Raw genomic sequence first — 13,752 nt, 5'->3', positions numbered from 1 at the left:
ACCGATGCAGGCCGATCCCAACCTCTACGATCACTGGCCCTATCGCGACCGGCCCAAGATCGTCTGGCCCGGCGGCAAGAAGCTGGCCTTCTGGATCGCACCCAACATCGAATACTACGAGTTCGATCCGCCCAAGAACCCGCAGCGTCCCGGCTGGCCGAAGCCTTCGCCGGACGTCGTCGGCTACTCGCAGCGCGACTGGGGCAACCGGGTCGGCCACTGGCGGCTGATGGAGCTGCTCGACAAGTACGGCATGCGCGGCTCGATCTCGCTGTCGGTCGGCCTGCTGGACCACCATCCGGAGATCATCGAGGCCTGCGTGGCGCGGAACTGGGAGTTCTTCAGCCACGGCATCTACAACACCCGCTTCTCCTACGGCATGGACGAGGCCCAGGAGCGGGCGGTGATCGAGGATTCGATCCGCTCGGTCGAGGCCGCCACCGGCCAGCGCATCCGCGGCTACCTGGCCCCAGCCCTGACCCACACCGAGAAGACCTTCGACCTGCTGGCCGAAAACGACTTCTGGTACACCTGCGACCTCTTCCAGGACGACCAGCCCCAGCCGGTGAAGACCAGGACCGGCAAGCTGATCTCGATGCCCTATTCGCTGGAGGTCAACGACGTCATCACCTACGGCGCGCTGTCGATGAGCCCCTGGCGCTACGCCGACGTGCTCAAGCGCCACTTCGACCAGCTTCTGGAAGAAGGCGAGAAGTCGGGCACGGTGATGTGCATCCCGCTGCACGCCTATCTGGTCAGCCAGCCGCATCGCATCCGGCCGTTCGAGGACGCCCTGCGCCACATCGCCGGCCACGACGAGGTCTGGATCACCACGGCCCGCGAGATCGCGCAGCACTATCGCGACAACTACTTCGACCAGACCGTGGCCGACATCGCCGCCCGGGGCCTGACCACGCCGGGAACGGGGTTTAGCAATGCCGCTGCCTGACGAGCACCTGATCTATCCGCATCGGTCCTACGGCATGGACCAGGATCGCTACGCCTGGCGCACCGCGGCTGAGCGCGCCCCGATCGCCTGGCCTGGCGGCGCGGCGGTGGCGGCGATGATCGTCGTGCCGATCGAGCACCATCCGCTCAATCCGCCGGGCAAGCCGTTCAAGCATCCGGGCGCCATGGTCACTCCCTATCCGGACCTGCGCCACTACACGACGCGCGACTACGGCAACCGGGTGGGCGTCTACCGCATCCTCGAGGCCCTGAAGGCGGCGGGGATGAAGGCGACCTTCCCGATCAACGCCGACCAACTGGAGCGGCTAAAGCCCCTGGTCGAGGCGATCCTGGCAGACGGCCACGAGATCGCCGCCTATGGCCTGTCGACCACCCACATCCACTGGGGCGGGCTTGATCGCGAGACCGAAGCCGCGTGGGTCGCAGAGGTGCGCGCACGGTTCGACGCCGCGGGCCTCAAGCCCCGCGCCTGGCTGAGCCCAGCCCGGCAGCAGTCGTTCGCCACGCTCGACCTGATCCGCGCCGCCGGCTTCGACATCTGCCTCGACTGGGAACAGGACGAGGTTCCCGTGCCGATGAAGACAGACGCCGGCGAGGTGATCGGCCTGCCTTTGTCCAACGAGCTCGACGACCGCTCGCTGATGATCGACCGTCGCCAGAGCGAGGACGAGTGGGCGATCCAGGTGCTGGAGGCGGCGGACTATCTGGCCCAAGGCGCCGATCGGTTCGGCGCGCGCTTGCTGGGCTTTACCCTGACGCCGTACGTGACGGGTCAGCCGTTCCGGATCTCGGCCCTGCGACGGTTGCTGACGGGGCTGGGGGAGATGGGCGTGAAGGCGATGACGGCTCGCGAGATCGCCTCCTGATCCTTCTCCCCTTGCGGGAGAAGGTGTCGGCGTAGCCGACGGATGAGGGGGCGCGCGGACGGCTCTGAGAGACCCCTCACCCGACCTCGCTCCGCGAGGCCACCCTCTCCCGCAAGGGGAGAGGGATCAGAGGATGAGCCCCATGGCGATGTCGTCCTCGAACGTCCCGTCCGGGAAGCGCCCGCGCTTCTCCAGCCGACCTTCGATGCGAAACCCCAACCGCTCGTAGAGCCGGATCGCGCCGGCATTACCGGCTCCGGCGTTCAGTTCCACCCGCACGATCGCCGGCTCCATCGCCCGGGCGGCGGCGAACAGCGCCTGGAACAGGGCCGATCCGACGCCCCTGCCCCGCCAGTCGGGATGCACGGCCACGGTCAGGTCGGACAGCACATGCGAGAACAGCTTCACCGGGATGCGCACCGCGTGGATCTCGCCAATGACGCCGCCGCCCTCCTCCACGGCCACCAGGCCCACGCCGTCGGCCAGGGCCTCATGCAGGATCCGATTGATGTAGGCGTCGGTGATCTCCTCCGGCCGCCGTGCGATGCCGCCGGGGATAGAGGCCGTGGCGCGGTGGACGGCGGCGATCGGGATCGCGTCGTACGGCCGGGTCGGGCGGATCGTGAAGCTCATCCGTCTCTCTGGAACGGATAGAACCCGCCGCCAAGGTCGAGAATGGCCGTAAGTTCGTCGAGCGCCTCGCGACTTTCGACCAGCAGGGCCGGGTCGGCCAGGTCGGCGGGCGCCAGGCGGTCGCGATAGCGGCGCGCTCCCCAGTCGGCGAGACGGGCGTGCAGCACGGCATCAAAGCGCTGCGCGGGATTGGCGGCGGCCAGTTCGTCGTCGGTCAACACCACCCGCAGGCGCAGGCAGGCCGGGCCGCCGCCGTTGCGCATGCTCTGGCGGACGTCGGCGTACTCGACCCGGCCGATCGGGCCGTTGGACGCGACGACGCCTTCGGCGACCGCGCGAGCGCGGGGATTGTCGCGGGTCTCGCCGGGGGCCAGCAGCACCAGGCGATCCTCGCCGGGCAGGACGAGAAGCTGGGAGTTGAAGAGGTAGCTCTTCACCAGGTCCTCGATCGGCAGGTCGGCCTCGGAGACCTCGACGAACGCCGGCTCGAACAGCCCCTCGGCGGCGCGGCGGACCTGCGCTTCCATGGCGGCGCGATCCTCGAAAGCGGCCTCGTGGAAGAACAGGGTCTCGCGCGTGCCCACGCACACCACGTCGTTGTGGAAGGCCCCGCCGGCGATGGCGCGGCGCCCCTGGCGGGGGAAGACGGCGCGGGCGGCGGCGTGGCGACGCTGGATGGCCTCGAAGGCCTCTCGGGTCTGGCGGGCCGGATAGGTGCCGCTCCAGTGTTCCCAGGCTTCACGGCCCCAGACAAAGAGGTTGACCCCAGGAGCGCCGTGCTCGGCGCAGAGCCGCACGTGATTGGCCGCGCCCTCGTCGGCGAAGTGCGGCTGGCCCGGCAGCGGGTCATGGACGGCGAAGCGCATCTCGTCCGGGAACAGCCGGCGCAAGGACCGGGCGGTCTGCGGGCCTTCCAGGCTGCGGTGCAGGTTGGTCAGCAGGTTGGCCGGCGTGAAGTGCACCCGGCCGTCGGCGGTGTCGGCGCTGGGGGTGACGGTCGCCGCGTTGGCGGCCCACATCGGCGAGGCCGAGCACGCGGCGGCGGCCAGGGCGGGCGCGGTCTTCCAGGCGGCTTCTATGACGGCGGCGTCGGAGCCGGCGAAACCGATGGACTTCAGGAACCGCACGTCCGGCCGCTCGTGCGGCGGCAGCACGAACTGCGGCACGCCCCAGTCGGCCAGGCGGCGCATCTTGTCGAGCCCCTCCAGCACCGCCGCGCGCGGGTCGGAGACCTGACCGGCGTTGACCTGGCTGGCGATATTGCCGGGCGACAGGCCGACATAGGAGTGGGTCGGGCCGACCAGGCCGTCGCAATTGGCCTCGACGGCCGTCATGCGCGCAGGCCCTTGATGTCGGCCGTGGTGTCGAGCACTGCCCCGGCCTCGAAGCTGGCCACGGGATAGGCGCAGTAGTCGGCGGCGTAGTAGGCGCTGGGACGGTGGTTGCCCGAGGCGCCCAGACCGCCGAACGGCATGGTTCCGGCCGCGCCGGTGGTCGGGCGGTTGAGGTTGATGACGCCCGCCCGGATGCGCGCCAGGAAGCGGTCCCACAGCGCCGGGTTCGCGCTGACCAGGCCCGCCGACAGGCCATAGCGAGTGGCGTTGGCGGCGACCAGGGCTTCGTCGAACGAGGCGACGCGGCGCACCTGCAGGATCGGGGCGAAGATCTCTTCGTCCGGCACGTCGACGCCGGTAACGTCGATCAGACCCGGCGAGACGAAGGCGCCCGACAGGCCCTCGATGCGGCCCGGCTCCAGCAGGCGCCGTCCCTCGATACGGCCGGCGGCGGCCAGGGCGTGGCCGGCGGCGCGTTCGGAGATCAGCGGGCCCATGAAAGGCTCCGCCCCGTTCCACGGCCCGATCGACAGACGGGGAACAAGGTCGAGCACGGCGTCGATGATCGCCTGCCCCTCGGCGCCGTCGGGCACGACCAGCCGGCGGGCGCAGGAGCAGCGCTGGCCGGTGGTGATGAAGGCCGACTGCGCCACCAGGGCCGCGACGGCGGCCGGATCGCCGGCCTGCCAGGCGACCAGCGGATTGTTGCCGCCCAACTCCAGGGCCAGGATCACATCGGGCCGATCGGCGAAATGGCGGCGGAAGAAGGTCCCCGCCTGGGCCGAGCCGGTGAACAGCAGGCCGTCGATCTCCTGGTCGATCAGCGCCTGGCCGACCTCGCGCCCGCCCTGCACCAGGTTGACGACGCCAGCGGGCACGCCAGCCGCCTCCAGCGCCTCGACCAGCAGTTGGCCGGCCAGAGGCGTCTCTTCCGAAGGCTTGAAGACCACGGTGTCGCCGGCCAGCAGGGCCGGCACGATGTGGCCGTTGGGCAGGTGGCCGGGGAAGTTGAACGGCCCCAGCACGGCCATCACCCCATGCGGCCGGTGACGCAGCACCGCGCGGCCGAAGGGCATGGCGTTCTCCGCCACACCCGTGCGCTCGTCATAGGCCTTGATCGAGGCGTCGACCTTGCCGGCCATCGAGCCGATCTCGGCCTTGGTCTCCCACAGCGCCTTGCCGGTCTCCCGGCTCAGGGCTTCGGCATAGCCGCCCGCCCGTTCGAGCAGCACCTCCTTGTAGCGGCGCAGGATGGCGATCCGCTCTTCGCGCGGCAGGTCGGCCCAGGGATGGAAGGCCTTGCGGGCCGCGGCGACGGCGGCTTCGACATCGACCGATGAGGCCGTCGCCTCGCGCCAGACCACCTCGCCGGTGGCGGGGTCGGTGGAGACCGCTGCTGGCCCCTGCCCGCTTTTCCAGACGCCGTCGATGAACACGCCGCTCATGCCTTCACCCGCACATGGTCGCCTTCGGTCACGCCCAGGGCGTCGGCCGTCGCGCGATCCAGGATCGCCGCCTCGCCGTCGATCAGCACCGCCGCCCGCACGGCGCGGAACCGCGAGACCTCGGTGGTCGAGATCAGGGCCTCCTCGCCGAACGCGTCCTCGCCGATCTTCACACGCAGACGGCGGGCGTCGCGCACGGTGCGGATGTCATCGCGGGGCGCGGCCACCGTGGGGCCGGCGTCGAACAGGTCGACCAGGCCCTGGTAGCGGAAGCCCTCGCGCTCCAGCATGGCCCGGGCGGCCTCGCCGTCGCGATGGACCTTGCCTATGACGTCACGCGCGGCCGGGGCCAGCAGCTCGGTATAGATCGGGTGGCGCGGCGCCAGGTCGAGGATGAACTGGCCGTTGGTCGAGGCGCTCATCAGGTCGGCCTGGTCGAAGTCCAGCCGGAAGAACTTGCTGGCCAGGTGCTCCCAGAACGGACACGAGCCGTCGTCGTCGAACCAGCCACGCAGCTCGGCCAGCACCATCTCGGAAAACCGCTGCGGCTCGATGCCGATCAGCATGTAGCGCGACTGGGCCAGGAGGCGCCCCGCCCCGCCCTTGCGCTTCTCCGGACGCAGGAACAGCGAGCCGACCTCAGACCAGCCGGCGCACTCGTTCACCAGGACGAGGGCCTTGTGGTCGAAGCGCATCTCCAGCACCGGCGAGGACTGGGCCAGGGTCACCACCCGGAACGAGAAGAACGGCCGCTTGATGCCGACCGCCGCCTTGACCCCGGCGACGCCGTCGACGACGCCGGTCTCCAGGTCCTCCAGCATCAGGGTGTACCAGGCCTCCAGCGGTGCGACGCCGGCCTGGAAGCTGGCCTCCGACAGCGCCAGGCGCTCGCGCAGGGTCGGCTCGTCCTCGGGCAGACTGGTGAAGCCCCGTCCCGAAAGCACGGCCAGTTCCATCAGGGAGTCGAAATCCGCCGATCCGGCGGGACGCACGACGAGCATTCAGAGTGTCTCCGGCATGGCGGCCATGGCCGCGCGGATCGCGTGGGCGTCGATGTCGCCGCTCGCCAGTTTCATCAGGGTCAGGGCCGACAGCTGGGCGCGCTCGACGAAGCTGGCGGGCCAGGCATGCTCGGCCTCGCTGTGGATGTCGCCGCCGCGCACGCCCAGGCTGTCGATGTTGGGCAAGCCAGAGGCGAAGAGGTTGTTGCCCTCGCAGACCCCGCCCGACGGCTTCCAGGCGATGTCCTGGCCGAGCAGCGCGCCGACTTCCTTCACCGCGCCGAAGAGCCTTTCCTGGGCGGCGTTGAACGGCTTGGCCCCGCGGGTGATGCGGCCGTGCAGGTGGGCGTGCAGGCCGTCGCCCGTCGTGGCGGCCACGATGGCGGCGATCTCGCCCTCCAGCCAGGCGGCGTCGACGGCCGAAGGAAAGCGGACGTTGAACCGCAGCACCGCGACGTCGGGCACCATGTTCAGCGGCGCGCCGCCATCGATCTTGGCGACGTTGAGGGTGACGCCCTCCCGACGACCGTTCAGCGCGTGCAGGGCCTGGGCCAGCCGCGCGGCCTCCATCACCGCGTTGCGGCCGGAGGCGAAGTCGCGGCCGGCATGGGCGGCGCGACCATGGACGACGATGTGGAAATTGCCCGAGCCCTTGCGCACGCTGGCCAGGGCGCCGTCGGCAAGGGCCGGCTCGTAGGTCAGGCCCACATGGCCCAGGCGCGCGAAGTCGGCCAGGACCGGGGCCGAGGCGATCGAGCCGATCTCCTCGTCGGGCGAGATCAGCACGCGATAACCGAGGTTGCCGGCCTTGGGGTGGCGCTCAAAGGCCTCCAGCGCGCCGAGCATCACCGAAAGACCGCCCTTCATGTCGGCGATGCCCGGGCCGTGCAGCGCGCCGTCGGGGCGGGTGCTGACGGTCTGGAAGGTCGAGCTCTCGGGATAGACGGTGTCGTAGTGGCCGGTCAGCACGACCTGCACGGGCGCCTCTGGTCGAACGACGACGGCGATAGCCGGCGGATGCGTCTGCTCGACCTGTCGGCCGTCCGCGGCGATCTCCGGCGAGGCGGTCAAGGGCACTTCGGCCGGAGCCGCCGGCAGAGCCGAGAAGGCCTCGACCAGAACCTGCCGCTGCCGTTCAAGGCCGGCGATGTGGCGGCTGCCCGAGTTGATGGCGCACCAGGCGACGGCCCGGTCGATCATCCGGGGCCCATCGGCGGCCAAACTCCCCAGGACAGCCCGATCTTCGTCGTCGATCCGCATGGATTCGCTGTCTCCCTTGGCCAAAGCCTAGTCCAGGGAGCGCGGGCAAAACGTTGTTTCCTTTCGAAGGGAAACCGGGCGCCCGCGCAACAGCCTTGCCCTGTCGCGCTCTACCTGTAGTCCTTTCGCCATTTCACCGAAAGCTTGGCGTCGCCGTCGCCCCCCAGGCGCGAAACCAGCGACAGGGCCCGGCGGATGCGCCATTCGACCTGCGCCGCAGGCCCTTCACGGCCGCCGCCGATGATCTCCACATAGACGTCGTCGGTGACGTACTTGCCGCCGGCCACGGTCATGCCGGTGCTGCTCTCGGCGAACGCCAGGCGATCGAGGCGCGCGAAGCTGCGCAGGTTGCCGATGACGTCGAAGCCGCCGCCGCCGGCCAGCGACGCCAGGGCCGAGGCCAGCTGCGCGGCCTCGATCGGCGACAGCTGGGCGGCCGACGACCCGAACAGCACCTGCGAAAGCACCTCGTCCTGCGGCAATTCGGGCTTGGAAGTCAGGGTGATCTCCGGCTTGGCCGCCGTCCCCTTGACCTGGATGATGGCGGTCAGGGCGTCGTCCTCGCGGGTGGCGGTCAGATCGAGGCGGATGCGTTCCAGCTGGGTGGCCAGACGAACAACGCCGTCGTCGTCGAACTCGAAGCGCTTGCCGGCGAAGTCGTACTCGCCGCGCACCACGCGGGCCACGCCGTCCAGCACGGGACTGGCCGTGGTGCCGCCAACATGGGCGTCCAGCGACAGTTCGACGTCCAGGCCACGGCCCTTCACGAAGATCCGCCGCGGGGCCTTCAGCGTAACGTCCAGCGCCATGCCGGAGTTGGGCTTGCGCGGCTGGATCTCGACGCCCTGCACCAGATCCTGGGGCCGGTTGCGCTCGATGACGTCCATCGAGACGACGCCGGCCGGAGTCTTGGACTGGGCCGAGACGTCGGCGCGATCGATGGTCAGGGCGCCCGACAGCTTCACCTTGCCGTCGGCGGCGCGATTGATCGTCGTCTGGCCGGTCGCCTGGGCCTTGGCCAGCTCGTTGTCGATGACCTGGAAGTTCTTCATGTCGAGACGGAAGCTGCCGACGCCGTCGCGCGCCAGGCTGATGCGCCCGGCCCCCGAGGCCGTGCCGCCCCGGCCGTCGCCGGCCTGGGCCTGGCTGACGTCGATGGCGTTGTCGGCGAGGTTGGCCGTGATCGCCACGTCCTGCAACCGCAGCCCCGTCTGGCCGTCCTCGAAGCGCCCGCCCGACAGCGAGGCGCGGCCCACCAGGCGTGGGTCGGCCAGCGTGCCCGCCAGCGTGCCTTCGGCGTCGATCTTGCCCGACAGCCCCCGCTCGGGACCGATCAGCAGATCCCAAAGCGGCTTGATCTCGCCCTGGGCCAGGAAGCGTCCTTGCACGGCGCGGCGGCGATCGATGGCCAGTCGGAACGGCTTGGCCGAAGCTTCGGTCGGCAAGGTCAGGTCGGCCTCGGCCTTGAGGCCTTGCGGGTTGCTGCCGCTGGCGCGGATGGTCATCACCTTGTCGCGCAGGTCGCCGTGGATGGTGGCGTCCAGCGACTGCTCGGCCTTGGCCCCGCGCTCGCGGGCGCCCGACAGGTTGGCGTCGAGTTCGCCGTCCAGGGCCTCGCCCTGGCCGCGCATGGAGACGCGGGCGTCGATGCGGCCAGTCAGATCCGGATTGAGCGCGGTCAGGCTGACCCCGACCAGATCGGCGCGCAGGTTGGCCAGTTCGCCGCCAAGGTCCAGATCAAGGTCGGCCCGGCCGTCACCGACATTCAGGCGCAGGCGGCCGGATGTGCGTGGGCCGCCGAAGCGGATCTGGGCGGCTTCGCGCGTGGACACCTCGGTGCGCGCCATGCGCCCCTTGGCGTCGAGGGTCAGGAGGTAGTCGTCGGCCTGTTGCGCCAGCAAGCCGCTGCCGCCCAACCGCCAGCGCCCGGACGGCCCCTCGCCCCGCGCATCGAGCGTCAGCGGCAGACGGCTCATCGGCCCCGAGGCCTTGATGACGGCGTTGCGGACCTTCCAGGCGCCGCCGGCGACGTCCTGGGCGGCCAGGTCAAGCGTAGCGGTCGGCCCGCCGGCCGCGTCGACGATCTTCACCGAGCCGCGCACCGAGCCTTGGGCCAGGAATGCGCCCGGGCCAAGGGCGACGGTCAGGTCGGCCGTCGCCGGACGCCCGTCGCGCAGCGAGGCGGCGCCGCCGGCCTTCAGCCCCCCGGCGTCGATGTCCAGATCGGAAAGCTCCAGCCCGCCGGGCGCGAAGCTGAAGGCCGTCTTGCCTCGAGCCGGTCCGTACTGGCTCGTCGCTTCCAGCGCCGCCGTGCCGTCGGCGCCGTCGGCGCGTTTGGCGAAGGTCAGGGCCAGCTTGGCGTCCTTCAGCGGCAGGCGTGGAAGGTCGATGCTGTCGAAGGCCGCATGGAGATCGGCGCGGGGCGCGGTCAGCGTGCCGGTGATTGCACCGGTTCCGGAGGCCTTGCCGCTGACCTCGACCGGGCCGGCCCCGAAGGGCCCCTCGGCCGACCAGTCGAGCTTGAAGGCCAGGGCGCCGCCAGGGTTCATGACGCCCGAAGCCCTGGCGCGGGCGGCCGCGCCGTCGAGCCTGCCGTCGGCCACCGACAGCTTGCCGTTGTCCCAGGCCGCGCGGGCCGAGACTCGCGGGGCGGCGCCGACCAGGCGGTCGAGTTCTGCCAAGCCGCTGGCGAAGCCCGCCCCACGCGCTTCGGCGTTGAAGTTCCAGGGCTTGTCGCGCGCCTGGCTGGCTGACCATTTGATCGAGGCCGATCCCTTCATGCCGGAACGGATCGGAGCCAGGGAGGCGACCTTCGCCGTGCCATCGAACGACAGCCCGCCCAGCAGGCCGCGCTGGCCCTCGCCCTCGACGACGATGTTGGGCGCGACGATCTTGGCGCGCTTGATCAGGAAGCGACCGTCCTTCAGGCGCGCGCCCTCGAAATCGGCCTTCGGCGCGCGGCCCAGCGGCGCGAGCAGGCCCTCGCCCGCCCCGCCCTCACCCGTCGCCGAGGCGCGGATGGTCAACTCGCCCTTGCTCCAGCCGACGAAGACCGGCCCCTTGGCCCGCGCCAGGCGATAACCGAACAGTTCGAGGTTGGAGACGTCGCCCGGCCCCTCGACCGAGAAGCCGCCGTCGCCGAACTTGAAGATCCCTTGCGCCTTCGCCGCGCCCATCTTCGGCATCGGGGTGATCTTGGAGAGATCCTTGACCGCCGCCGAGAAGTTCACACCTTCCGGAGCTGTCCTGCGCTTGGTCAGGTCGGCCGGTCCCTGGGCGTCGAGCGACAGGTTGGGCGCCCGCAGCTTCAGGGACAGGTCGGTCATCGGCCCCGCCTTGCGGCCGACGACATCGACGTCCACCGCCGCGCCGAACATGCGCTCGTAGAGATCGGTGTGGCTGGAGGCCGAAAGATCGACGTGGCCGCTGGCCGAACCGCCCTGGGCGTTCCAGGCCCCGCCGGCGCGCAGCGGGATCTCTTCCCCGCTCTGGGCCTTGAGCGTGAAGGCGCCGGCCTCGGTCGTGCCGTTGGCCTTGGCGTCGAGCATGAAGGGGCGATCGGCTGGCAGGCCGAGGCTCCCCGCCAGGGCGCCGCCCTTGGCCTCGCGGCCCACGGCGGTCAGCAGCAGGGTCTTGTCGCGTCCCAGGTCGAAGACGAGATCCAGGTGGTCGCCGGGATGCAGGCGGCTGGCGGCGGAAAGCCGTCCGGCCTGGCCGCCCATCCGGGCCATTTCGTAGGCGCCCGACAGGTCGAAGTCGCCGGCGACGTTGCTGAACGCCGGCCGGGTGACCAGCCGCAGCTTGAAGGCGTCGAGGTCGGCCGAGATCGGCGCGGCGCCCGACTTGCCCTTCGGACCAAGGGTCGGGCGACGCACGAGGGTGACCTGCCGCGCCTCGATGCTCTCGGCGTGGAAACGCCGCCACCAAAGCTCGCGCGGCTTCCAGACGACGCGCAGGTCAGCGCCCTCCAGCCAGACGCCCTTCTCGTCGGAAATCGTCAGCCGGCGGACACCGAAATCACGCCAGATGTCGCCCGACAGGCCTTCGATCTTCAGCGTGCCGATGCGGCCAAGCTTCAAGCCGCTGGTGCGCGCTTCGAGGAAGGCGCGTCCCTGCGGCGTGATCACGCCGTAGCGCACGACGCCCAGCGCCAGGGCGACGATGGCCACCAGGGTCACCGAGACGATGATCAGCCAGCCGGGCCCGCCGATACGGCGCGCGACCTTGGCCGCGGCCTCTGCGACTTGTTCGACGGGTTCTGGCGGCGGCGCGGCGTCGGTCAAAAGCTCTGCCCGATGCTGAGATAGATCTGGAATGCCGCGTCGCCCTCGCGCTTCTCGAGCGGGAACGCGATGTCGGCGCGGATGGGGCCAAAGCCCAGGTCGTAGCGGACGCCGAAGCCGGCGCCGACGCTGAAGTCGCGGGTGTTGGGCGTCGGCTCGGTTCCCACCGCGCCAGCGTCGATGAACACCACGCCGCCCCACTGCTGGGTGAAGCGGTGGCGCAGTTCGATCGAACCTTCGAACAGCGACAGGCCGCCTTGCGGCGTGTTGTCCGAGAGGCGTGGACCGATGGCCTGGTAGGAGTAGCCGCGCACCGAACCGCCGCCGCCGGAATAGAAGCGCCGCGACGCCGGCACCTCGGGCATGGTGCCGCCCAGCATCGCGCCCAGCTTCAGGCGTCCCGCCAGCACGGTGTCGGCCTCCTTGCCGAACGGGATATAGGCCGAGCCCTGGGCCTGGGTGCGGATGTAGACGAGGCTGGTCTCGCCGGTGATGGCGGTGGGCTCGGCTCGCGCCTCCACCCGCCAGCCGCGCCGCGGATCCAGGATGTTGTCCGAATAGTCCCAGGCATAGGCGCCCAGCGCGGTGAAGGTGGCCAGGTTCAGCCGCTGGCCCACGGGCAGGCCGTTGGCGGTTGTCCGTTCCTGGGTCTGCGACAGGTCGACCGACAGGCCGTAGGTGCGATAGCGGGTCGTCTGCAGGCGCCGTGTCAGGTCGGCGCTGAGCGTGGCGCCGGTTTCGTCATAGGCGTCGGTGGTGTCGGCGAACACGCGGCTGGTCAGCTTCAGCGTCTGTTGCGGCCGGCCCCAATGCGGCAGCGCCACCGAGCCCTCCAGGCTCTTTTCCAGCTTGGCGACGCGGGTGGTGATGGTCGTCGTGTCGGCGCGGCGCAGGCGGTTGTAGCGGATCCACTTGGCGTCGACGCCGGGACCTTCGCTGGTCGAATAACCCGCGCCCAGTTCGAGCGTGCGCGAGGCGCGGTCTGCCAGCGTCACCTGGATCGGGCGAAGCCCCTCGGGCGTGGCCTTGTCCTTGGGAGCCAGGGCCACCGACACGGTGTCGTAGACGCCGGTGTCGCGCAGGCGGCGTTCGAGCTCGGCGATGTCTTCTGGATCGTAGACGTCGCCTTCCTTCCAGGGCGCCAAGCGCTGCAGCCACTCGATGCGCGTGCGGCCCTTGGTCGAAAGCTCGACGCCATCCACCTTCACCAGGTCGCCGGCGGCGATGACGAAGGTCGGGCGGACGGTGTGGTCGGCGTGGTCGACGATCACCTCGCGCGGATCGGCCATGGCGTCGGCGTAACCCAGCTTCTGCACCTGGGCGACGGCGCGCCCTTCGGCGCCGAGAATCTCGGCGGCGCGGCCGGCCGCCCCTTCGGTCAGGCCGAGCACGGAAAAGGCGCGCTCGCGCACCCCCTCGTCGGGCGGCGCTCCCGACCAGTCGATGCGCGGGTCGGCGATCACGAACAACTGGCCGGGCGTGACCTTGACCGTGCCTCGCGGCGGATCGGTCTCGGTGACGTCCGGATCGACGACATAGGCGTAGTAGCCCTCGGCGCGCAGCACGGCCACGGCGGCGTTGGCGGCGTCGCGAGCACGGCGGCGGGCCTCGGAGCGGCTGGCCGGCGGAGCGTCGGATTGGGTCAGGGCGCGCTGGATGGTTTCGCGCAGGGCGCGATCCTCGACGCCGGTGATGGTCGCCGATGGTTCGTCCGCTTTAGCCTGAGCCGCAACGGCCGCGATTGCGGCCGCCAAGCCCAGAACTGTCGTCTTACGCACCAAGCCAAGTCCCCGCACGGAGCGCCCCCAAGACCTCGTGTAGTCGGGCGCTTCACGGCTGTCACCCGACGAAATGCTGCGGGAGCGAACGATCTCGACTTCTCAGCCCCGGCAATCGGCGCCCAAATGCTAGGCACTCGTGCGCAACCGCGGGGCGAAGGTCGAAATCCGCCGCGAACCTTT

General features: G+C 70.5%; 9 protein-coding genes. 2 read left to right on the top strand and 7 right to left on the bottom strand.

Translation table 11 applies throughout. From position 1 onward, the window contains the following. Positions 1 to 4 precede the first annotated feature (4 nt). Together V6S85_RS02795 and V6S85_RS02790 are read left to right on the top strand one after the other, a co-directional pair. Entirely contained in the window at positions 5 to 949 is a 945-nt protein-coding gene (locus tag V6S85_RS02795) for a polysaccharide deacetylase family protein (protein ID WP_116566827.1), read from the top strand. Then, positions 936 to 1,835, top strand: coding sequence for a polysaccharide deacetylase family protein (locus V6S85_RS02790; protein ID WP_334347975.1), 900 nt, complete (start codon positions 936 to 938; stop codon positions 1,833 to 1,835). Before V6S85_RS02795 ends, V6S85_RS02790 begins: the two co-directional genes overlap by 14 nt. A gap of 126 nt (positions 1,836 to 1,961) precedes the next feature. Here the strand turns inward: V6S85_RS02790 and V6S85_RS02785 are convergent, their stop codons facing one another. The 7 genes from V6S85_RS02785 to V6S85_RS02755 all read right to left on the bottom strand — a co-directional run bounded on the left by V6S85_RS02785 (position 1,962) and on the right by V6S85_RS02755 (position 13,569). Continuing rightward, entirely contained in the window at positions 1,962 to 2,468 is a 507-nt protein-coding gene (locus V6S85_RS02785; protein ID WP_334347974.1) for a GNAT family N-acetyltransferase, read from the bottom strand. Then, a complete protein-coding gene (locus V6S85_RS02780) occupies positions 2,465 to 3,802 on the bottom strand; it encodes an N-succinylarginine dihydrolase (RefSeq protein ID WP_334347973.1) in 1,338 nt (445 codons plus the stop codon). Before V6S85_RS02780 ends, V6S85_RS02785 begins: the two co-directional genes overlap by 4 nt. Beyond that, positions 3,799 to 5,247, bottom strand: coding sequence for a succinylglutamate-semialdehyde dehydrogenase (gene astD, locus V6S85_RS02775; protein WP_334347972.1), 1,449 nt, complete (start codon positions 5,245 to 5,247; stop codon positions 3,799 to 3,801). The genes V6S85_RS02780 and astD overlap by 4 nt, the downstream gene beginning before the upstream one ends. Continuing rightward, a complete protein-coding gene (locus V6S85_RS02770) occupies positions 5,244 to 6,248 on the bottom strand; it encodes an arginine N-succinyltransferase (protein WP_116566817.1) in 1,005 nt (334 codons plus the stop codon). Before V6S85_RS02770 ends, astD begins: the two co-directional genes overlap by 4 nt. Then, positions 6,249 to 7,508, bottom strand: a complete 1,260-nt coding sequence (locus V6S85_RS02765; protein ID WP_334347971.1) for a hydrolase — start codon at positions 7,506 to 7,508, stop codon at positions 6,249 to 6,251. It abuts the gene before it with no gap. Positions 7,509 to 7,618: 110 nt separating this feature from the next. Further along, positions 7,619 to 11,791 (bottom strand): translocation/assembly module TamB domain-containing protein, encoded by a 4,173-nt coding sequence (locus V6S85_RS02760; protein WP_334347970.1) that lies wholly within the window; start codon positions 11,789 to 11,791, stop codon positions 7,619 to 7,621. Continuing rightward, positions 11,788 to 13,569, bottom strand: a complete 1,782-nt coding sequence (locus tag V6S85_RS02755) for an autotransporter assembly complex protein TamA (RefSeq protein ID WP_431830636.1) — start codon at positions 13,567 to 13,569, stop codon at positions 11,788 to 11,790. Before V6S85_RS02755 ends, V6S85_RS02760 begins: the two co-directional genes overlap by 4 nt. Positions 13,570 to 13,752 lie beyond the last annotated feature (183 nt).

Source organism: Caulobacter sp. CCNWLW153 (genome assembly GCF_036889365.1).
GTDB classification, from domain to species: Bacteria; Pseudomonadota; Alphaproteobacteria; order Caulobacterales; family Caulobacteraceae; genus Caulobacter; species Caulobacter radicis.
Note: the sequence above shows the minus strand (reverse complement) of the source record. Positions and strands in the feature narration are given on the sequence as shown.

Bases quoted from the DNA above. Each gene is read 5' to 3' on its own strand.
- V6S85_RS02765 (WP_334347971.1), bottom strand. From the start codon at position 7,508: ATGCGGATCGACGACGAAGATCGGGCTGTCCTGGGGAGTTTGGCCGCC.
- V6S85_RS02770 (WP_116566817.1), bottom strand. From the start codon at position 6,248: ATGCTCGTCGTGCGTCCCGCCGGATCGGCGGATTTCGACTCCCTGATG.
- V6S85_RS02795 (WP_116566827.1), top strand. From the start codon at position 5: ATGCAGGCCGATCCCAACCTCTACGATCACTGGCCCTATCGCGACCGG.
- V6S85_RS02790 (WP_334347975.1), top strand. From the start codon at position 936: ATGCCGCTGCCTGACGAGCACCTGATCTATCCGCATCGGTCCTACGGC.
- V6S85_RS02780 (WP_334347973.1), bottom strand. From the start codon at position 3,802: ATGACGGCCGTCGAGGCCAATTGCGACGGCCTGGTCGGCCCGACCCAC.
- V6S85_RS02785 (WP_334347974.1), bottom strand. From the start codon at position 2,468: ATGAGCTTCACGATCCGCCCGACCCGGCCGTACGACGCGATCCCGATC.
- astD (WP_334347972.1), bottom strand. From the start codon at position 5,247: ATGAGCGGCGTGTTCATCGACGGCGTCTGGAAAAGCGGGCAGGGGCCA.